Below are 19088 nucleotides of genomic sequence, written 5' to 3'. Positions count from 1 at the left end.
ACGATCAGGAGCTCTCACGTGACCACCGATTCCCCGCCGGACCGGCCGATCGTGCTGTCGGGCTGGTCGGCCGCCTCCCCCTTCGGCCTCGGCGCCGAGGCCTTCACCGAGGGGCTGACGGCCGGCCACGCGGCGACCGCGCCGCTGGACCGGGAGCACTGGGACGGCCCGTACGACACGGCCGGTCTGATCCCCGACTTCACCGTCGCGGGCGTGCTCGGCCGCAAGGGCACCCGCGCCCTGGACCGCTCCACCGGCATCGCGCTCGCCACCGTCGGCCTGCTGCTCGACCAGTACGACGGTGAACTCGGCGCCGACCCCGAGGACATCGGGCTGGTCCTGGGCATCGGTGCCACCAGTGTCCAGAGCATCATGGACTTCTCCCGGGCCTCCCAGGCCGGCGAGCGGCCCTACGACGTGGACCCGGCGCTCTTCCCCAACACCGTGCAGAACCGGGCGACCGGGGCCGGCGCCATCCGCTACGGGCTGAAGGGCCCGAACACCACCATCAGCGGCGGGTCCCTCACCTCGCTGCTGGCGCTCAACTACGCGGTCCGGATGCACCGCCAGGGCCACGGCCGGGTCTTCCTCTGCGGCGCCGTCGAGGAGTACTCGGCCCAGCGGGCCCGGCTGGAGTGGCACGGCGGCGGCCCCGGGGGTGGCGGAGCGCCCGGCCCGCTGGGCGAGGGCTGCGCCGTGTTCCTCACCGAGACCGCGGCCGGGGCGCGCGCGGCCGGGAGGCAGCCGCTGGCCACCGTGCTCGGCTCGCGCTTCCTCGCCTTCCACGCCCCCGGGGCCGTGGGAGCCACCCTGGCCCGCGCCGTCACCGAGGTGCTCGCCGCCGCCGGCGCCACCGCCGCCGACGTCCGGGTGATCGCGCCCGGGGAGGCGCCGGGCCCGCTCGGCGCGCAGGAGGAGGCCGGGCTGGACCGCGCGCTCGGAACGGCCGGAACCGCCGGAACGGCTCCGGTCCGGCTGCGGGTCCGGCGGCTGCTCGGCGACACCGGCGCGGCTTCCGCCGGGTTCCAGCTCGCCGCCGTCCTCTCGCTGGCCCGCACGCAGCCCCAGCCGGACGGAGCGCTGGCCCTGGTCACCTCGGTCAGTCCGGCGGGGACGGTCGGCTGCACCCTGCTCCGGCTGGAGCACCCCGCCGCCGACTGACCGGCCCGCCCGCGGCCCACGCCGGGCGGCACCACCCCGCCCGACCCGGCCGGGTCGGCCTCCCCGGCCGACCCGGCCGATCCCGTTGCTCCCGTTGCTCCTTCCGATCCTTCCGATCCTCCCGACCCCATCGACCCGACCGCGCGACCCCGAGGAGAGACCATGACCGCCCCGTCCGTCCCCGTACCGCCGCCGGCGGCGGAACAGCCCGCGCCCCGGCCGATCGCCCTGGTCACCGGAGGCTCCCGCGGCATCGGCCGGGCCGTGGTCGAACGCCTCGCCCAGGACGGCCACGACATCGCGTTCTGCTACCGCAGCGACGAGGCCGCCGCGGAACGGACCGCCGACCTGGCCCGCGCCCACGGCGCCCGGGTACTGACCCGCCGGCTCGACGTCGCCGACCGGGCGGCCGCGGAGGAGTTCGTCGCCGAGGTGACCGCGGACCTCGGCCCGCCGGACGCCCTGGTCGCCTCGGCCGGCGTGCTGCGGGACCGCCCGGCGGCCCTGATGAGCGGCGCCGAGTGGGACACCGTGCTGCGCACCAACCTGGACGGCACGTTCAACGTCTGCCGGCCGGCCCTGCTCCCGATGATCAAGCGCGGCCGCGGCGCCATCGTCACCCTGTCCTCCGTCGTGGGGCTCACCGGGAACGCCACCCAGGCCAACTACGCCGCCTCCAAGGCCGGCCTGGTCGGCCTGACGAAGGCCCTGGCCAAGGAGGTCGGCCCGCACGGCGTCCGGGTCAACGCCGTGGCGCCCGGGCTGATCGCGACCGACATGAGCGCCGGCCTGTCGACGAAGCGGGAGCAGGAGCTGCTGCGCCGGATCCCGATGGGGCGCTTCGGCACCGCGCACGAGGTGGCCGACCTGGTCGCCTTCCTGGTGTCGCCGCGCGCCGCCTACCTCACCGGCGAGGTCCTCCGGATCGACGGCGGCATCGCCCTGTGAGCACCGCCCTCTGAGACCGCTGGGCCCGGCGGACCGCCGGGCCCCCGGCCCTCGCCCACTCCGGGCCCCCTCCGACCCTCGCGCCGCCCCCACAGCGCCCCACCGCACCGCACCGGCCGCGCGACCCCCACCCCACACGCCGGAACGCCGGGGGGGGGGGCCCCCCCCCCCCCGCCCGGCCCGCGGGGGGGGGGGGGCGCCCCGCCCCCCCCCCCCCCCCCCCCCCCCCCCCCCCCCCCCCCCCCCCCCCCCCCCCCCCCCCCCCCCGCCCGGGGCGCCCCCCCCCCCGCCCCCCCCCGCCCCCCCCCACGGCGTTGTGGCGTTCCCCCGTGCACCCGGTCAGTTCCACTCCTCGCTGCCGGGGCCGTCGATCGGGAGGGGGGCCGACACGATCGGGCCACCGGCGCGGACCTGGGCCGCGGCGGGCCCGCCCACGGACGCCATCAGTCCGAGGGACAGGGTGGCAGTCATGCCGAGCACAACCAGAGCCGGCCGGAACGTGTTCACGAGTCGGACGTAGCGCACTGCCGCATCTCCTCAAGAATGGGTTTCCCTCGCTTCTGAAACGAGGCTATGCAGTCGCCACTTCAAGCTCTTATCGATACGTTCTTGTCCGGTTCTCAAGCGATACCCGACCGGTCCTGCAGTCCTGCAGCGCCGTCACCTCCAGCGGGGGCACACCAGGTCGGGGACGCCCGTCACCTCCCGCGGGCCCTCCTCCCCCGGGAGGTCCTCCATCGCCTCGATCAGCTCGGCCAGGTGCTGCTCGGCCTGCTCGACCAGCCGCGGCGACTTCAGGGCCGCGAAGCCGTCCCGGGCGCTGACCAGCCGCCGGAACGCCTCGTCGAAACGCCCCAGCCGCCGCAGCACCTCCCCGAGCCCCAGGCTGAGCCGGGCGTTGAGCAGCGGGACGTCGATCCGCTGCGCCACCCCGAGCCCGGTCTGCAGCGTCGCCAGGGCCTCGTACGGCCGGCCGGAGCGCAGCTGCGCCTCGCCCAGTCCGAGCAGGGCGTGCGTCTCGCCGCGCCGGTCGTGCTTCTCCCGGACGATCTGCAGCACCCGCCGGAAGTTGTCCTCGGCCTCGTCGAACCGGTCGAGCGCCAGGTACGCGCCGGCCAACCGGTTGACGGCCTGTGCCGCGCCCCTGGTCCGGCCGATCCGGTCGAAGACGCCGACGGCCTCGACGGCCAGCCGCAGCGAGGAGTCCAGCGCGCCCTGCTCCCGCTCGATCACCGACATCTGGCCCAGGGTGTGGGCGAGCGCGGAGGCGTCGCCGACCTCCCGGAACACCTCCCGGGCCTCCTGCAGGCGCTCCATCGCCTGCCGCCGGTCGCCGTGGATCCGGTCGATGATCACCATGTTGCGCAGCGCCAGCGCGTGGCCGTAGCGGTGGCCGATCCGCGCGAACAGCCGCACCGCGTTCTCGCACCAGTCCTGCGCCTCGTGGAAGCGCTCCTGGAACATCTCGACGGCGGCCAGCTCGTGGCACATCACGGCCTCGCCGAGCTCGTTCCCGGCCCGCCGCGCGACCTCCAGGGAACGCTCGCAGGTGAGCCGCCAGTTCTCGTGGTGGTTGCGGATCTCGAACAGCACCACCGAGGAGGCGGTGAGGTCCCAGGCCAGTTCGTCCAGCGACAGCTCGCAGGCCTGGAGCACCGAGGCGACCAGCGACTCGCGCTCCGTCTCGAACCACTGCAGCGGGTCCTCCAGCAGCTCGTCGGTGTGGGCGCGGTCCAGCGGGCGGCGCTCCGCCGAGCCGTGCACCACCGAGAAGTCGCCGCCGTACTCGCGCCGGTGGGCCTCCTCGGCCAGGGCGAGCCAGGTCTCCAGCACCCGGGTCACCGCCTCCCGCCGCTCGGCCTCCTGCTCCTCCAGCTCGGCCCGCTCGCGCGCGTACAGCCGCAGCAGGGTCTGGAAGCGGTAGCGCAGCGCGCCGGTGGCGTCGGTGCCGGCCGCCTCCAGCAGTTGCGCGTCGACCAGGTGCTCGATCAGGTTCTCGGCCTGCGTCGGCGGCAGGTCGAGCAGGGCGCCGCCGACCCAGGCGGTGAAGTCGGGCACCGCCAGCAGGCCGAGCCGCCGGTACATCCGGGCCACGTCCGCCGGCAGGTCGCGGTAGCTGAGGCCGAAGCTCACCCGGACCTCCAGGTCCCCGGCGGTCAGCTCGTCCAGCCGCCAGCACTCGTTGGCGAGCCGGGCGGCCAGGTGCCGTACGTTCCAGTGCGGCTTCGAGGCCAGCCGGGCCGCGGCGATGCGCAGGGCCAGCGGCGTGCGGTCGCAGAGCCGGACGAGCCGGCGCGCGCCGTCCGGGTCGTCGGTGACCCGGTCCGCTCCGGCGATCATGCCGAGCAGTGCCAGGGCGTCCGGCTCCGGCAGCGGGTCGAGCCGCAGCCGGACCCTGCTGTGGCCGACCGCGAGGTGGTCCTGCTGGTCCTCCCGGCTGGTGACCACGACGCAGGAGCGGCCGCCGTCGGGCAGCAGGTCCCGGATCTGGTTGAAGGAGTGGGCGTTGTCCAGGATGACCAGGACGCGGCGTTCGGCGAGGATCGCCCGGTACAGCGACACCCGGTCGTCGTGGGCGGTGGGGATCCGTTCGCCGGGCACTCGGAGGGATCGGAGGAAACGATTCAGCACGTCCCCGGGTTCGGCCGGGGACCGGTGCTCGTCGTAGCCGAACAGGTCCGCGTAGAGCTGGCCGTCGGGGAACTGCTCGGTCACCCGGTGCGCCCAGAACAGGGCGAGGCCGGTCTTGCCGACCCCCGGGAATCCGGTGACGAAGCCGCGGGCCGGCCCCCCTCCCCTGGATTCGTCCTCCAACAGGAGGTCCAGGGAGGCGAGTTCGGATTCACGGCCGACGAAGGCCGAAACCGGCGGCGGCAGTCCGCCCAGCGCGCGGCGGGGCGGGTCGTCGGCCGCCTCGACCTCCGGGACGACGTAGTCCTCGACCGACAGCGCGGGCGCGGCGACCGTCTCCCGCGGGGAGCCGAGCAGCATCAGCTCGGGGTCGTCGCGCAGGATCGCGTCGTGCAGCCGCTGGATCACCGGGCCCGGCTCCAGGCCGAGCTCCTCGACGAACTGCTGGCGCCCGTCCCGGAACGTCTCGGTCGCCTCGGCCCTGCGCCCGGCCCGGTACTGGGCGAGCATCAGGTTGTACCGCAGTTGTTCGCGCAGCGGGTTCTCCCGCATCACGGCGGCCAGCTGGGGGATCAGCTCCTGGTGCCGGCCGAGCGCGAGCTCCAGCCCGGTGAGCTCCTCGTAGACCATCAGCCGCTGTTCCTCCAGGGCGACGGCCGCACCCTCGACCCGACGGCCGGTCACCCCGGCCAGCGCCGGGCCGCGCCAGACGTCCAGCGCCAGCCGGTAGAGGCCGGCCGCGTCCTCGTTGCGCTCCTCCCGGCGCGCCTGCGCGGCCTCGCTCAGCAGGCGGTCGAAGTGCACGGAGTCCAGGGTGTTGCCCTGCGCCTGCAGCCGGTAGCCGGGATGCGCGGTGAGGATGACCTCCCGCGGGCACTCGACCGCCCGGAACGCCTTGCGCAGTGCGGCGACGCAGATCGCCACCTGGGTCCTCGCGGTGGAGGGCGGCTGCCCTTCCCAGACCGCCTCGACGAGGCTGTCGACCGACACCTCCTTTCCCCAGGCCAGCACGAGCATCGCCATGATGGTGCGCTGACGCGCCCCACCTATCACCACCGGCCGACTTTGATATGTAACCGACAATGGCCCAAGAATGCCGAAATCGAGGCCAATATCCCGTTCAGCCGCATCGACCATCTGTACCCCCGTTGGTCTCACGCCAGGTGCCGCAGCGCGACCGAGGATACTTGATTGATTCACAAATCACGCCTGGCTTGCGTCGGCATCATTCACGGCCGGAACTCGCCCGCTCCCGCGGCCGGCCCCCCGTCAATTCGCCCGGAACGACGGAACGGAGCGAAGAAACAAACCGACCGGTGCGCCCCATTTCCGCGGGCCCGCGGATAGCGCCGGGAAGTGGACCGGCACCGTCCGAAGGAGTTCCGGCCGGCTCCGGCGGTGGGGGAATCCGCCGGAACCGGCCGGGGCCGGAGTGCTCCGGCGGGATCAGCCGCCGGGAGCCGGACGGACGGCGAGGACCATCGGGCCGGTCATCGCCGTCGTGAGCAGCGCCATCAGCACCAGGACGGTGAGCCCCGCGGTACTGATCAGATGTGCCTGCCAACCGATCCCGGCGAGGACGATCTCGGTCACTCCGCGACAGTTCATCAACGCCCCAAAACGCATCGCGTCCGCCCGGCCCAAACCGGCCAGCCGGGCTGCTCCGCCCGCACCGACCAGCTTGGTCACGCAGGCCGCCAGCACGACGACGACGAGAACCAGCCAGTGCCCGCCGTCCCGCCCGAGCGAGCCGATCGAAACCTTCAGGCCGACACCGGCGAAGAACACCGGCAGCAGCACGGCCAGGGTGAAGCCCTGGAAGTGCTGCTGCATCCGCTCGATCACGCTCGACTGGTGCGGCACCACCGTTCCGAACAGGAAGGCGCCGACCGCCGGGTGCAGCCCGATCAGCTGGGTCAGCCCCGCGTAGCCGAGCGCTCCGGTCAGCAGGACGGGCAGCAGCAGCCGTTCGGGCGAGCTCCGCCGCTCCGAGCGCCGGATCAGCGCGGCGAGCGCGGGCCGCACCCACAGCACGGTGACGGCGACCAGCGCCAGGGTCAGCCCCACCGTGGAGACCAGCTTCCCGCTGCCACCGCCCGCCGAGGCCGCCAGGATGCCGGTGAGCGCCAGCCAGGCCACCCCGTCACCGAGCGCCGCCGTGGTCAGCGCGTAGCCGCCGAGCGGCGTGCGGTCCATCCTCAGGTCGACCAGGGTCCGGGCCAGGACCGGCAGCGCGGTCACCGACAGGGCCAGCCCGAAGAACGCCGGGTAGCCCCAGCCCTTCCCGGCCGACCCGGCCAGCACGTCCGGCGCCGCCAGCGCGATCGCGCCGCCGGCCAGGAAGGGCAGGACCATCCCGCCGCCGACCGCGGCCACCACCGGCCCGCGCAGCCGCACCTCCCGCAGCTCGCACCCGAGCAGGAAGACGAAGACGGACAGCCCGAGCTGCGCCGCGAGATCGAGCCCGCCGCGCACCTCGGGGGAGAAGATCCAGGCCTGCCCGGACGGCCAGATCCAGCCCAGCGCGGACGGACCGAGCAGCAGCCCGCCGAGGACCTCGCCGACCACCGGGGGCTGACGCAGCCGGACCATCAGCGAGCCCAGCAGATGGCTGAGCAGCACGACCACCGCGACCGCCAGCAGGAAGCGGGCGATCGGGTCGACCCGGTCGGCCCGGCGCGCGGTGTCCACCAGACTCGGCCCCCACAGCACGAGGGCCGTCACCAGGACGACCAGCCCGGGGACCCAGCGGACCACGGCCTGCCGGACGGCACCCTCCCGCGGGCGCCGCGGCGGCACCCCACGACGGACCGGCCCCTCGGGCGCCGGCCTCTCCGCCGTGGTCACGGCGCCGCCACCCCCCGGGCGCCGACCGCGGCCGGCACCTCGGCGTCCTGCTCGGCGGCGGGCCAGTCGGCGAACCGGCGCAGCCCGTACAGCAGCGGGACCCCGCCCGCCCGGTGCACCTCGACGACCTCGCCGAGGACCAGGACGTGGTCGCCGACCTCGATCAGCTGCCGCACCCGGCAGCCGGCCAGCGCCAGCGCGTCCCCGCTGAGCCAGGGCAGGCCGAGGACGGGCGACGGCCGCCAGTCGACGTGCGCGAAGCGCTCGGCCACCGCGGTCGTGAACACCCGGGCGGCGGCCTGGCCCCCGGTGTGCAGGAGGTTGACGGCGAAGGCCTGTCGCGCGACCAGGGCGTCCAGCGTGCTGCTGGGGGCCTTCAGACAGACGGACAGGACGGGCGGAGCGGTGGTCACGCTGCTCAGCGAGGAGCAGGTGAGCCCGCGGGGACGGCCGACCGGGTCGGTGGTGGTGACCACCGCGACGCCGGTCGGGAAACGGCTCATGAGCCCCCGGTAGTCGTCCGCCGGCACGTGCCCGGCGGTGGACGGCTGTCGTGCGGAGCGGGGCTGCGGACCGGCGCGGTCCACGAAGCGTCTGCCGGCCGGGGCCTGGCTCGACGCGGGCGGGCTGGCCATGCGTTCTCGCCTTCTGGGAGCGGTGCGGATGGTCGCCGAGCACTGCCGGGGGCACCGCCGGGCACCGGGGGACGGCGACCGTCGCCGATCGCCGTCCGTGCGCCGACGGGTCCCGGCCCGACGGGTCCACGGGGGTGGGGACCCGTCGGGCCGGGGGCTCGGTGCACCCCTGGCGGGTGCGGGTCAGTTGATCGACGCGAGGTACTCGTGGCAGCTCGGCAGGGCGGCGACGAGGCGGTCCGCGTCGGCCTTGATCCGGGCCAGCTCGGCGCGGGCCGCGGCCGGATCGATGTGCGCGAGCGCCGGCCGGGCCGTCCGGGGCTCCTGCCCCAGCCCGAGCAGCATGGTGTTCCAGGAGTAGTGCTCGAAGCCGTGGTAGGCCGGGTAGATGGTCTGCTCGTCGAGCAGGTGCGAGGCGGCGACCTCCAGTCGCTCGGCCAGGCCGTCCGGGAGCGGGCGGACCTTGGTCTCCTTCCAGTACGGCGTGTCGTCACGGCGGGCCGCCCAGTAGTGCAGGACGAGGAACTCCTTCACGCCGTCCAGCACGTTGGCGACGCGCTTGTTGTAGTCCGCGGCCAGCGCCGGGTCCCAGCGCTCGTCCGGGAAGTGCTTCACCAGCTGCTCGATGCCGTGCTGGATGAAGAAGATGCCGGTCGACTCCAGCGGCTCCACGAAGGCGCTGGACAGGCCGATCGCCACGCAGTTGTTCACCCAGGAGCGCTCGTTGCGGCCGATCCGCATCCGGATGTGGTTGGCCTCCAGGTCGTCCCGGCCGGGAGCGGCGAACTCGCGCAGCGTGCGCTCCGCCTCCTCCGGGCTGGTGAACTCGTCGGAGTAGACGTAGCCCGTGCCGTTGCGCCCGAACAGCGGGATCGTCCAGATCCAGCCCGCCTCCATGGCCGAGGCCGTGGTGTACGGACGCATGTCCTTGCGCTGCTCCTCGTCCAGCGGCACCCGCAGCGCGACGGCCCGGTTGTTCGGCAGGACGTCCTGGAAGGAGACGAACGGCTCCTCCAGCGTCTCGTTGATCAGCAGACCGCGGAAGCCGGTGCAGTCGATGAAGAGGTCGCCCGCGAGCTCGCCGTGCCCGCGGGTGGTGACGTGGCTGATCCAGCCGCGCTCGTCCCGGGCCACGTCCACCACGTCGTCCACCACGTGCCGCACCCCGCGCCGGGTGCCGTAGTCGGTGAGGAACCGGGCCAGCAGGCCGGCGTCGAAGTGGTAGGCGTAGGGGAACTGGGCGCGCTGCTCCTCCAGGGTGGAACGGCCGAGCGAACCGTCCAGGCCGCCGGCGAACAGCGACCCGTCCATCAGTCTCGGCGAGCGTCTCGCCTCGCACAGGTACGGCGTGATGTAGCAGCTGCGGTCGAAGGACTCGCTGCGGTCGCCGAGTTGCAGCCACCAGTCGGCGACGTTGAACCCGTCGGAGGTCCGCAGCCGCTCGAACGGGTGGTAGAAGTGGTGCCCGACCTCGCGCCAGTTCTCGAAGCGGATGCCGAGCTTGTAGGAGCCGGAGCAGTGCGGCATCCAGTCCCGCTCGTCCAGGCCGAGATAGTCGAAGAAGTGCCGGACGGTGCTGAAGGTCGCCTCACCGACGCCGATGGTGGCGACGCGGTCCGATTCCACCAGCGTCACGTCGATCCGGTCGCCGAATGCCGCCTTCAGGTAGGTGGCACTCATCCAGCCTGCGGTTCCGCCGCCGACGATCACTACCGAGTTGATCATCCCCGAGCCCTCCTGGAGATCCGTGATTCGTGCAGCGAAGTTATCCAGCCACGTTTTTCCTTCGTTATCGGCCGTCAATGGCGAGGGAAGATCGACGGTGTTCCCGACAATATCGACGGGTGCCCGGACGGAATCCCGCAGCCGCTTCCCGGCGTTTCTCCGCCGGTTTCTCCCCGGTCCCCGCGGGTTTCCCGCCGGTCCCGTTCCGTGCGCCCGTCGGGCCCCGTCGGCCGCTGCCGCTTTCCCGCCGCTTCGGCGGGGCACCGCGACCCAGCCGCCGTCCCCGCGGGGGCGGCGGGCGGGCGCGGCTGCGCGGGGCTCTGCGGGGATGTCCGGATGCCGCCGGAGGCGCGCACGGCGTCGGCCGGCGTCGCAGGGCGTCGATCGGGGGGAGGGGGTGGGGCGTCCGGCCGCTCCGCCGCGGCGGGGGCACACGGCGGCCGCGGCGCACGGCCGCGGCGCACGGCCGCGGCGGGCGGCCGCGGCGGGCGGGATCCGCCGCCTCCGAGACCTCGCCGGGGCGGCCGTGACCGATCTGGTGGGGCACCAGGGGCTCGAACCCTGAACCTACGGATTAAAAGTCCGCAGCTCTGCCAATTGAGCTAGTGCCCCGCGGCCCTTGGTCCCGGTGGTGCCCGGTGGGGAGAGCCACGGCGATCCTACCCGGTGGGGCCCAGGGCTCCGCCAGTGGATTGCACGGACGCGCCGTGGGTGTGCAGCGGTCCTTGAGGCGGCGTGTAGTGGGCCGCACGGACGCGGCGGAGCCACGCCTCGGCCGGGCGCGGGTCGGGGGCGGCGGGGAGGACACCGGGGCCGGCCAGCCGGTCGGCGGCGTCCGCGAGCAGGCTCTCGGCGACGGCGGGGCGGTCGGCGATGCGTTCGCCGAGTTCGCGGATCCGTTCAGGGTCGGGCAGCCGGATCAGGTTGCGGCCGCTCCGGTGCAGCCGGACGGCCTGCTCGACCAGCCGGATCAGGTGCCGGGCGTGCTTGGCGGCCCGGCGGCGAGTGGCCGGGTCGGTGGTGTCGCGGGTCAGCAGCTTGCGGAACTGCTGGTCGGCGTAGCCGAGATAGGCCTTCCGCACGGCGGGTGCGCTGAGGAAGCTCGTACGGATGCCGACGAGTTCCGCACCGAGCGGGGTGCGGGTCTCGTACAGGTCGTCGGGCAGCCAGACCAGTTCGGAGGCGGTCGGGTTGCAGGTCAGCGCGAGGCGGCACCACTTGGCAGCCTCGTGCAGGGTGAGGTCGGGCGCGGTGCTGACGTGCGACTCGGCGGGGCGGTGCAGGCCGTGCAACTCCTCGGTGGGGGTGGCGAACAGGCCCAGCCGGTCCAGGTCGGAGCCGGCGTGGGCGAAGCCGTACGCGGTGGAGCCGACGATGCCGGAGAGCAGGACGGTCCCGGGGGTGGTTGCGGGCACGGGTGGTCTCCTCCCGGGAGGCGTACGGTCGGGCTGCGGACGGGCGGTCGGCCCACGGACGCGCCGCGGACCGGCCGCGGACGGGTACGGGCATCCTCTCCGGAACGGGCCGCGCCGGGCGAGCGAATTCCGGTCCGGGGCCCGCCCGCCCGCCGATACTGGCCCCATGGAGCACGATCCCCACGTGGAAGCGGTGGCAGCCGGCGGCGTCGAGAAGCTGCGGGCCTGGTGGTCGCACCGGCAGTGGCTGGACCGCCCGCACGCCGGTGCGTCCGCCGCCGAGGTGCTGGCCGCCACCGGCTGGGCCCGCTCGGTGGGCGGCGCGGCACCGTACCTGGGACTGTTCGCCCGGGCCGGGCTCCGCCGGGCGGCGGTGGACGAGGCGGTGGCCCGGCTGGAGGTGCACGAGCTGCCGTCCGCCCGCGGCTGCACGTACGTGCTGCCCGGCTCCGACTTCGCGCTCGGCCTGGCCTGCGGCGCCGCCGCGCCGGTGGGTGAACTGACCGCGGCGGAGAAGCACCTGGGGGTCGGCCGGGACGAGGTGGAGAAGCTCTGCCTGGCCATCGAGCGGGTGCTGTCGCACGAGGAGCCGCTGGACCCGACCACGATCCGGGAGTCGGTCGGGGACGCGGTCCGCCCGCTCGGCGAGGCGGGCAAGAAGCGCGGCCTCGCCACCACCCTGCCGCTCGCCCTCGGGCTGATGCAGTCGCGCGGCCGGATCCGCCGGGTGCCCGTCAACGGCCGCCTGGACCAGCAGCGTTACGGCTACGTCGGCTGGGACCAGCCGGTCGCGGGGAACGCCGTCGACCTCGCCCACCGCTACTTCTCCTGGGCCGGCCCGGCCACCGTCAAGCACTTCCGCTGGTTCTCCGGCTTCACCGCCTCCACCGCCCGGCGGGCCGTCGCCGAGGCGGGCGCGGTCCCGCTCACGCCCGGCTCGGAACTCCTGCTCCCGCCCGAACTCGCCGACGAGTTCGCCCAGTTCAGGGTGCCGAGCACATCGCACTACACCCTGCTGGCCGGCATCGACGGCATCCACCTGCTGCACCGCGACCTGCCCCGGCTGCTCGACCCCGCCGACGCCGCCCGCCCGCTGCCCGCCGGCCGGGCCGGCCGCGCCTTCGGCTCCGAGGCCGACCCGCAGACCCACGTCGTGCTCGACCGCGGCCGGATCGTCGGGCTCTGGGAGTACGACACCGAGCGGGCCGAGATCGTCCTGCTGCCCTTCGTCCCGCTCGACGACGCCCTGCGCGAGGCGGTGGCCCGCACCGAGGCGTTCGTCCGCGACGACCTCGGCGACGCCCGCGGCTTCAGCCTCGACTCGCCGAAGAGCCGTGCACCGAAGATCGCGGCGCTGCGGGCCGCCGCGGCAGGCGTGCCGGGCCGGTCGCGCGGGTAGCGTACGGACCGTGTCGACCACCACCACCGACGAAGTCCTGCTCGTCACCGGCGCCGGGCGCGGCATCGGCGCCGCCACCGCCCTGCTGGCCGCCCGCCGCGGCTACCGCGTCTGCGTCAACTACCGGACGGACGAGGCCTCGGCGGCCTCCGTCGTGGACGCGATCCGCGCCGAGGGCGGCACCGCCCTCGCCGTGCGCGCCGACGTCAGCCGGACCGCCGAGGTGGAACGGCTGTTCGCCACCGTGGACGCCGAACTCGGCCTGCTCACCGGCCTGGTGAACAACGCCGGCACGCTGGAGAAGCAGTGCCGGCTGGAGGAGATCGACGAGGACCGGCTGAACCGGATCTGGGCCGCCAACATCACCGGCCCGTTCCTGTGCGCGGCCCACGCCGTCCGCCGGATGTCCACCCGGCACGGCGGGCGCGGCGGCGCCGTCGTCAACGTCTCCTCGGCCGCCTCCAGGCTCGGCTCGCCGAACGAGTACGTCGACTACGCGGCCGCCAAGGGCGCGGTGGACTCGATGACCCGCGGCCTCGCCCTGGAGGTCGCCGCCGAGGGGATCCGGGTCAACGCGGTGCGGCCCGGACTGATCCACACCGACATCCACGCGCTCGGCGGCGAGCCCGGCCGGGTCGACCGGGTCGCGCCGGACCTCCCGATGCGGCGCGGCGGGCAGCCGGAGGAGGTCGCCGAGGCGATCCTCTTCCTGCTCTCCCCCGCCGCGTCCTACACCACCGGCGCGTTCCTGGAGGTCTCGGGCGGCCGCTGACGACCGGTTTCCGGCCCCCCGGAGCCGGAACCCGCACCACCCGGGGGCCGCTTTCGGACAGCGTCGGCCCGCCACCGAACGGCCCCCTCCGGTTTCCTTCCGCGCGCCTGCCCCCGCCCGTACGGTGGAAGCCATGACCGACGACGCCTTCATCGACATCCCCGGTGTGCGCAACTTCCGTGACGCGGGCGGCATCGGCGCCCTCCGCCGGGGCGTGCTCTACCGCTCCGGCTCCTTCCACACGCTCACCGAGGAGGGCGCCCGGCGGCTCAAGGCCCTCGGCCTGCGGACGGTGTTCGACCTGCGCAGCCGGTTCGAGCTGGAGACCTGGCCGGACCAGCGGCACGGCCTCGACCACGAGACCCTCAACCTGCCGACCCTGCCCGCCGATCGCGGCGACGTCGACCGGCCCTGGCCGGAGGACCAGGCCGCCCTCTACCCCTTCATGGCCGAAACGGCCGGCGCCTCGCTGGCCGCCGTCGTCCGCCGCCTCGCCGCGCCGGAGTCGCTGGCCGCCGTCGTCCACTGCGCCGTCGGCAAGGACCGCACCGGCCTCACCATCGCCGTCCTGCAGTCCCTGCTGGGCGCCTCCGAGGCCGACATCACCGCCGACTTCCTGCTCTCCAACATCGGCCTCGGCCTGGACAAGGGCCCCGTCCCGTACGTCGACGAGGCCGGAGCCGAACGCCTCTCCCGCCCGGTCGGCGCCGAACTCATCGCCTCCTCCCTCGCCTGGATCGGCACCCACCACGGCTCGATCCCCGCCTACCTCCACCACCACGGCGTCACCGACGCCGAACTGGACGCCGTCCGCACCAACCTCTCGGCCTGACCGGCGCCCCCGGCCCGGGCGGGGGCTCGACGGCGGGCCCTACGGCCGGCGCTCGAAGCGCCACCACTGGGTCGGTTCGTCGACGTCCTCCCACTGGTGGACGACGCCGTCCGGGGCCTGCGGCGCGGTCAGCGGCTTGCCGCTGATGAAGCTGCTGACGGTGTACGTCCCGGGGGCGTCCACGTGCGCCTCCAGCAGCCACTCCTGGGCGCCGAAGGCGTTGGCGCCCCACTGCTGGATCGGGACGCCGTCGTCCGGGGAGGCTCCGGTGACGTCGAGGCGCTTGCCGCTGCCGGCGTTCTCCAGGTGGTAGAGCGCGCCGCCCGGGTGGACGGCGGTGAGCCGCCAGAGCTGGGCGTCGGTGCCGTCGTCGGTGCCCAGCACGATCCGGGCGCCGCTGCGCCGGGAGGCGTCGGCGACCTGCAGCAGCAGGCCGGTGCCGACGTTGCGGACGAGGTAGCTGCCGTCGGTGATCGCGGAGTCAGTCACGGTCGAAGTCTGCCACCGGGTACCGACAGGCCTCGTAGCCGACGACCGCGGCCAGCACCGCCGCCACCACGCCGACCTGGACGAGCGCCGACACCCGGGTGCCCAGCGGGACGGTGGCCGCGACCAGCACCGCGCCGAGCAGCCGGGGCAGGTTGGGGCCCAGGCGGAGGAAGGCGCGCACGGCCGTGTTGACCACCAGGTACAGGGTGATCCCCCCGGCCAGCGCGGCCGCCTGCGGCAGGCTGATCGCGGCGACCGGGTGGCCGACCGCGGACTTGACCCCGGCGGCGAACAGCAGCACGCCGAGCAGCAGCCCGAAGTGGCCCAGGTAGAAGACCGAGACGGCCGCCCGGTTGCGCTCGGCGGAGGGCAGCGCGGCCATCCGGTGCTCGGCGCGGGCGTCGTCGTCGTGCCCGAAGTACGCCCACCAGAGCGCGACGCAGACGGTCAGGCTGAGCAGCGCGACGGCGATCAGCGCGGGCCCGAGGTCGGCCGTCCCGGCGCCGACGCCGATCGCGATCACCGACTCGCCGAAGGCGATGATCACGATCAGCCCGTGCCGCTCCACGAAGTGGTCGGCGCGCAGCCGGAACTCGGGCAGCCCGGCCGCCCACGGGGTCACGAACTGCATCGCGAAGGCGGCCGTCCAGAAGCCGAGTTGGACCGTCCCGGCGAGGTAGCCGCCGGCCACCACCAGGGCGCCGACGACCAGGTTGCTCGCGCCCATCCGCAGCACCGCGGCGGGGGTGACCCCGGCGGCGACGAACATCCCGGTGTGCAGGACGACCACCACCAGGTACGCCCAGCCGAACGCGGCACCGCCGCCCTCGAAGGCGTGCGGGACGGACAGCGAGATGACCAGGAAGGCGCCCATCGCCAGCATCAGCAGCCCGCGCCGGCCGTGGGTGCGCGGCGGCATGGCGTTGGTCAGCCATATGAAGGCGTCGTACATCCACCAGATCACGCCCAGCATCACCAGCACCTGGGCGAACCCGTCGGGGGTGAGGTGGTGCACCAGGCTGCCCGTGAGCTGGGTGATGGTGAAGACGAAGACGAGGTCCAGGAAGAGTTCGAGCGGTGCCACCTTCAGGGCCGGCTCGGCGGTCACGGCGGTACTCGTCGCCTCAGGAGCACCAGGGGAAACACGCGATGCGGTCACGGCGCGAGTATCCGTCACCCGGCCCGGGCCAGGGGGCGTTTCGACCGGACCGGCTCCGCCGCCTATGCTGCGGCGAATGTCCACCGAGCAGATACCGTCGCACCGTCAGCAGCCCGCCTTCCTCGACGCCGTGGCCGACCTGGAGGCGGTGGTCGCCGCCGGGGACGACGAGCGCTTCGGCCCCGTCCTCGGCATGGTCGGCGGCCTGTTCGGCGCGGCCGCACCGGACGAGCGGGCCGCTGCCGGTCCCCGGCTGGCCGCGCTGCTGCCGGACGCCCCGCCGTTCCCCCGCTCGCACCTGGCGATGGTGGTGGGCGCCTGCGTCGAGCACGGCGCCGACCCGGTCGCCTGCGCCGGCCCGGTGCTGGCCGGCCTGCGCGGGGCGCTGACCGGCGCGCAGCTGCTGGCGCGGCGGTGGGCCGCGACCGGCGGCGGCCCACTGCCGGACCCGGAGGAGGACGATCCGGCCGCTGCGCACGAGCGGATCGCCGACCCCGCCGTCCTGGACGAGTGGCACGCCCACCTGGCCGTGGTCGGCTGGTGGACGCTGCACCTGTGGCAGCAGGCGTCCTGGGCGGTGTACGCGCACGCCCCGGTCCGGGCCGAGGCCCGCGCCTCGGGCGTGACCGGGGTGCTGGTGGACCTGTTCGCCCGGCACGAGGGCGAGCAGCACGACTTCAAGGGCCTCGCCCACCTCGCACTGATGCTGGACGACGAGCCGCTGCTGGTGCTCGACCGCCCCACCGGCACCGGCTACCTGCTGCGGATGAGCGGCCTGGGCGACACCTTCCAGCTGCACACCCTGCTCGCCGACGTGCTGATCGGCGGCGGCCACCTCCCCGGCGCCCCGCAGGACCCGGAGGTGGTGGCGCTGGCCCGGACGGCCTTCCTGGACCACCGCAAGCCGATCGCGACCGGCGCCTTCAACCTGGTCGCCCCGGACGGCTCCTGGCTCTGGAACGAGGGCACCCCGAGCGACATCCCGCTGCTGGACGGCGTGCGCACCCTGGTGCTGGAGCCGCAGCCGTACGAGCGCAGCTGGTCCGCCGGGCGCTTCATCCAGGAGGTCCCGGGCGACCTCCGACTGGAGCGGGTGCTCGACCCGGCGGAGGCGGCGCAGTGGCTCGCCCGCACCGTCCCGGGGCACTCCACCGCGGAGGCCTTCCGGTAGGGGCCCCGGCACCTGTCCTGTAGCCGTCCGGTAGCCGCCCGGCACCTGCCCCGTAGCCGGTCCGGTCCGCCGCCGGAGCCACCGGTGGATCGCCGGTCCGGTCGGGTTATGGTCGGATTCCGACACAGCCCCGAGGAGTGGAGTCGACGATGGCGAAGGTCCCGAACGTGCTCGCGGCCGCCGCGCCCGCCGCGCTGACCGCGGCGAGCGGCCTGGTCGGCGGCTACGGCGTCGCCCGCTGGACCGGCCGGCGCGAGCTGGGCGGCGCGGTGCTGGCGGTGGCCGGCGCCGGGGCGGCCGCGCAGTGGCGCCGCAGCTCCGGCCCGGGCACCGCGGCCGCGCTGACCGGCCTGTACGTGGCGGCGTTCGGCGGCTCGCACCCGCTGGCGAAGCGGATCGGCGCCTGGCCGTCCGTCTTCGCCGTCACCGGCGTGGTCGCGGCGGCCTCCACGGCCGCGACGGCCCTGTCCGCCCGCAACCGCAGGACCCGCTAGGACCGGCGGGCCGGCTTTCGGCCTCGGGCCCGGCCCGCTCAGGCCCGGCTACGCCCGGCTCGCCGCGCCGAACCGGGCCTCGAAGGCCGCCCGGTTCACCGAGACCGGCGAGCGGTCCCAGACCGCGAACACCACCCGGTCGAAGGCCGCCCCGTACCGCGCCAGCGCACCGTCGAAGGCCTCGGCGACCTGGGCCGGGTCGTTGCCGAACACCCCGCAGCCCCAGGCGCCGAGCACCAGGGTGCGCAGCTCGTGCCGGGCCGCCGCCGCGAGCACCCGCACGGCCCGCTCGGCGAGCACCCCCCGCACGTCCGTACCGGCCGAACGCCGTTCCAGCTGCCCGGCGTTGGGCGCGGGCGAGGTCAGGAAGGTGACCGGGAACGGCTGCGCCAGCAGCTCGCCGCGCCCGTCCCGGATCACCGGCACGTCGGGCGAGACGATCACCCGGTGGCTGTACCGGAGGTCGGTCGAGGCCCGGTGCGCCTCGTAGTAGTCCGGCGCCTCCAGCAGGCAGCTGTACAGCAGCGCGCTGCGGCACAGGTCCTCCTCCTGGGCGCGGGCACCGCGCAGGTACCCGCCGCCGGGGTTGCGCGCGGAGGCGAAGTTCAGCACCCCGACCGGCCCGGCCCCGGCCGCGACCAGCCGCCCGGCGGCCTGGACGCTCCCCTCGGCCGTCACCTCGACGCTCCCGCGCGGCCCCGGCCCCGGCTCGCCCGCCGCCACCAGCGCGTCCAGCGCCTGCGGCGGGTACGACACCGTGCCGGCCCGGGCCGCCGTCAACTGCTCCCCCACCCGCACGAGTTCGCCGCCGGCCGTCCGGTAGTCCCCCCGTCCGGCGATCTCCTCGTTCACCCGTGCCACGTCATGCAGTCTGCTGCTCATGCCCCGGACGCTACGGGACTACCGCCACCGCGCGCCACAGGTTATTCTCACTTCCAGAACAACACCTCGGGGGGACGTGCCAGGACGAGGCGTCGGGGGGTATCGGGGGAACGCGAAGGGCCCGCTCCGGGGGACGGAGCGGGCCCTTCGTACGATCAGCGCGGCCGGCGGTCGATCACCGCCGGTGCGGCGTCAGTTCTTCCAGCGCGGCTTGCGGTCGTCGCGGTTGAAGCCGCCACGGTCGCCACCGCGGTCGCGGTCGAAACCGCCGCGGTCACGGTTGAAGCCACCACGGTCGGCCTGCGGACGGCCGCCGGAGCGGTGGTCGTCGCGGCGCGAGAACGGACGGCTGCTGCCGCCGCGCTCGTCGCGGTCCCGGCCGAAGGACGGACGGTCGCCGAAGGAACGGGCCGGACGGTCACCGAAGGAACGGCCGCCGCGGTCGTCGCGGTCGCGGTTGAAGCCGCCACGGTCGCCACCGCGGTCACGGTCGAAGCCACCCGAGCGACGGTCGTCACGGTCACGGCC

Annotated in this window: 16 protein-coding genes, 1 tRNA gene and 1 pseudogene; 7 read left to right on the top strand and 11 right to left on the bottom strand. The window is 74.8% G+C overall.

The window, feature by feature from the left end; genetic code table 11:
* Window positions 1-18: 18 nt before the first annotated feature.
* Both ACIRST_RS36760 and fabG read left to right on the top strand, forming a co-directional pair.
* On the top strand, window positions 19-1161 hold the full coding sequence (locus tag ACIRST_RS36760) for a beta-ketoacyl synthase N-terminal-like domain-containing protein (RefSeq protein ID WP_350526341.1): 1143 nt from the start codon (window positions 19-21) through the stop codon (window positions 1159-1161).
* Between the two features lie 162 nt (window positions 1162-1323).
* The gene (gene fabG, locus ACIRST_RS36755) at window positions 1324-2109 is read left to right on the top strand and encodes a 3-oxoacyl-ACP reductase FabG (protein ID WP_350526340.1); all 786 of its coding nucleotides are present in this window, start codon (window positions 1324-1326) and stop codon (window positions 2107-2109) included.
* Window positions 2110-2448: 339 nt separating this feature from the next.
* Here the strand turns inward: fabG and ACIRST_RS36750 are convergent, their stop codons facing one another.
* The 7 genes from ACIRST_RS36750 to ACIRST_RS36720 form a co-directional block, all read right to left on the bottom strand.
* Window positions 2449-2580 (bottom strand): hypothetical protein, encoded by a 132-nt coding sequence (locus ACIRST_RS36750; protein ID WP_350526339.1) that lies wholly within the window; start codon window positions 2578-2580, stop codon window positions 2449-2451.
* Between the two features lie 189 nt (window positions 2581-2769).
* Window positions 2770-5763: a BTAD domain-containing putative transcriptional regulator gene (locus tag ACIRST_RS36745; RefSeq protein ID WP_402808078.1), complete on the bottom strand. Its 2994-nt coding sequence runs from the start codon at window positions 5761-5763 to the stop codon at window positions 2770-2772.
* A gap of 423 nt (window positions 5764-6186) precedes the next feature.
* Window positions 6187-7587: a cation:proton antiporter gene (locus ACIRST_RS36740; RefSeq protein ID WP_402808075.1), complete on the bottom strand. Its 1401-nt coding sequence runs from the start codon at window positions 7585-7587 to the stop codon at window positions 6187-6189.
* The gene (locus ACIRST_RS36735) at window positions 7584-8222 is read right to left on the bottom strand and encodes a flavin reductase family protein (protein ID WP_350526336.1); all 639 of its coding nucleotides are present in this window, start codon (window positions 8220-8222) and stop codon (window positions 7584-7586) included. The genes ACIRST_RS36740 and ACIRST_RS36735 overlap by 4 nt, the downstream gene beginning before the upstream one ends.
* A 183-nt stretch (window positions 8223-8405) precedes the next feature.
* A complete protein-coding gene (locus tag ACIRST_RS36730) occupies window positions 8406-9947 on the bottom strand; it encodes a tryptophan halogenase family protein (protein ID WP_350526335.1) in 1542 nt (513 codons plus the stop codon).
* A gap of 536 nt (window positions 9948-10483) precedes the next feature.
* A tRNA-Lys gene (locus tag ACIRST_RS36725) sits at window positions 10484-10559 on the bottom strand.
* A gap of 47 nt (window positions 10560-10606) precedes the next feature.
* A complete protein-coding gene (locus ACIRST_RS36720) occupies window positions 10607-11362 on the bottom strand; it encodes a DNA polymerase beta superfamily protein (protein WP_402808071.1) in 756 nt (251 codons plus the stop codon).
* A gap of 166 nt (window positions 11363-11528) precedes the next feature.
* Here ACIRST_RS36720 and ACIRST_RS36715 point away from each other — a divergent pair, with 166 nt between their 5' ends.
* From ACIRST_RS36715 to ACIRST_RS36705, 3 genes are all read left to right on the top strand, one after another.
* Window positions 11529-12761 (top strand): DNA glycosylase AlkZ-like family protein, encoded by a 1233-nt coding sequence (locus ACIRST_RS36715; RefSeq protein WP_402808068.1) that lies wholly within the window; start codon window positions 11529-11531, stop codon window positions 12759-12761.
* Window positions 12762-12771: 10 nt separating this feature from the next.
* The gene (locus tag ACIRST_RS36710; protein ID WP_402808065.1) at window positions 12772-13533 is read left to right on the top strand and encodes an SDR family oxidoreductase; all 762 of its coding nucleotides are present in this window, start codon (window positions 12772-12774) and stop codon (window positions 13531-13533) included.
* A 133-nt stretch (window positions 13534-13666) separates the two neighbouring features.
* Entirely contained in the window at window positions 13667-14365 is a 699-nt protein-coding gene (locus ACIRST_RS36705) for a tyrosine-protein phosphatase (protein WP_350526331.1), read from the top strand.
* Between the two features lie 39 nt (window positions 14366-14404).
* On the opposite strand, the gene ACIRST_RS36700 is transcribed toward ACIRST_RS36705, so the two are convergent.
* Both ACIRST_RS36700 and ACIRST_RS36695 read right to left on the bottom strand, forming a co-directional pair.
* Window positions 14405-14854 (bottom strand): RICIN domain-containing protein, encoded by a 450-nt coding sequence (locus ACIRST_RS36700; protein WP_350526330.1) that lies wholly within the window; start codon window positions 14852-14854, stop codon window positions 14405-14407.
* The gene (locus ACIRST_RS36695; RefSeq protein ID WP_402808061.1) at window positions 14847-15962 is read right to left on the bottom strand and encodes a low temperature requirement protein A; all 1116 of its coding nucleotides are present in this window, start codon (window positions 15960-15962) and stop codon (window positions 14847-14849) included. Before ACIRST_RS36695 ends, ACIRST_RS36700 begins: the two co-directional genes overlap by 8 nt.
* 127 nt (window positions 15963-16089) lie before the next feature.
* Between ACIRST_RS36695 and ACIRST_RS36690 the strand changes: the two genes are divergently transcribed.
* On the top strand, window positions 16090-17184 hold the full coding sequence (locus ACIRST_RS36690; protein WP_402808059.1) for a hypothetical protein: 1095 nt from the start codon (window positions 16090-16092) through the stop codon (window positions 17182-17184).
* A gap of 149 nt (window positions 17185-17333) precedes the next feature.
* On the top strand, window positions 17334-17678 hold the full coding sequence (locus tag ACIRST_RS36685; protein WP_350526327.1) for a hypothetical protein: 345 nt from the start codon (window positions 17334-17336) through the stop codon (window positions 17676-17678).
* 48 nt (window positions 17679-17726) lie between these two features.
* On the opposite strand, the gene ACIRST_RS36680 is transcribed toward ACIRST_RS36685, so the two are convergent.
* Both ACIRST_RS36680 and ACIRST_RS36675 read right to left on the bottom strand, forming a co-directional pair.
* Window positions 17727-18560, bottom strand: a complete 834-nt coding sequence (locus ACIRST_RS36680; protein WP_350526326.1) for a TIGR02452 family protein — start codon at window positions 18558-18560, stop codon at window positions 17727-17729.
* A gap of 192 nt (window positions 18561-18752) precedes the next feature.
* Window positions 18753-19088 (bottom strand): annotated as a pseudogene (locus ACIRST_RS36675) (RNA helicase); the annotation flags it as partial.

It is taken from the genome of Kitasatospora sp. NPDC101447 (assembly GCF_044767225.1).
GTDB lineage: Bacteria > Actinomycetota > Actinomycetes > Streptomycetales > Streptomycetaceae > Kitasatospora.
Note: the sequence above shows the minus strand (reverse complement) of the source record. Positions and strands in the feature narration are given on the sequence as shown.

Excerpts from the sequence above, each read along its gene's own strand:
- ACIRST_RS36685 (WP_350526327.1), top strand. The coding sequence starts at position 17,334 with ATGGCGAAGGTCCCGAACGTGCTCGCGGCCGCCGCGCCCGCCGCGCTG.
- ACIRST_RS36690 (WP_402808059.1), top strand. The coding sequence starts at position 16,090 with ATGTCCACCGAGCAGATACCGTCGCACCGTCAGCAGCCCGCCTTCCTC.
- ACIRST_RS36680 (WP_350526326.1), bottom strand. The coding sequence starts at position 18,560 with ATGAGCAGCAGACTGCATGACGTGGCACGGGTGAACGAGGAGATCGCC.
- fabG (WP_350526340.1), top strand. The coding sequence starts at position 1,324 with ATGACCGCCCCGTCCGTCCCCGTACCGCCGCCGGCGGCGGAACAGCCC.
- ACIRST_RS36745 (WP_402808078.1), bottom strand. The coding sequence starts at position 5,763 with ATGGCGATGCTCGTGCTGGCCTGGGGAAAGGAGGTGTCGGTCGACAGC.
- ACIRST_RS36705 (WP_350526331.1), top strand. The coding sequence starts at position 13,667 with ATGACCGACGACGCCTTCATCGACATCCCCGGTGTGCGCAACTTCCGT.
- ACIRST_RS36715 (WP_402808068.1), top strand. The coding sequence starts at position 11,529 with ATGGAGCACGATCCCCACGTGGAAGCGGTGGCAGCCGGCGGCGTCGAG.
- ACIRST_RS36750 (WP_350526339.1), bottom strand. The coding sequence starts at position 2,580 with ATGACTGCCACCCTGTCCCTCGGACTGATGGCGTCCGTGGGCGGGCCC.
- ACIRST_RS36735 (WP_350526336.1), bottom strand. The coding sequence starts at position 8,222 with ATGGCCAGCCCGCCCGCGTCGAGCCAGGCCCCGGCCGGCAGACGCTTC.
- ACIRST_RS36730 (WP_350526335.1), bottom strand. The coding sequence starts at position 9,947 with ATGATCAACTCGGTAGTGATCGTCGGCGGCGGAACCGCAGGCTGGATG.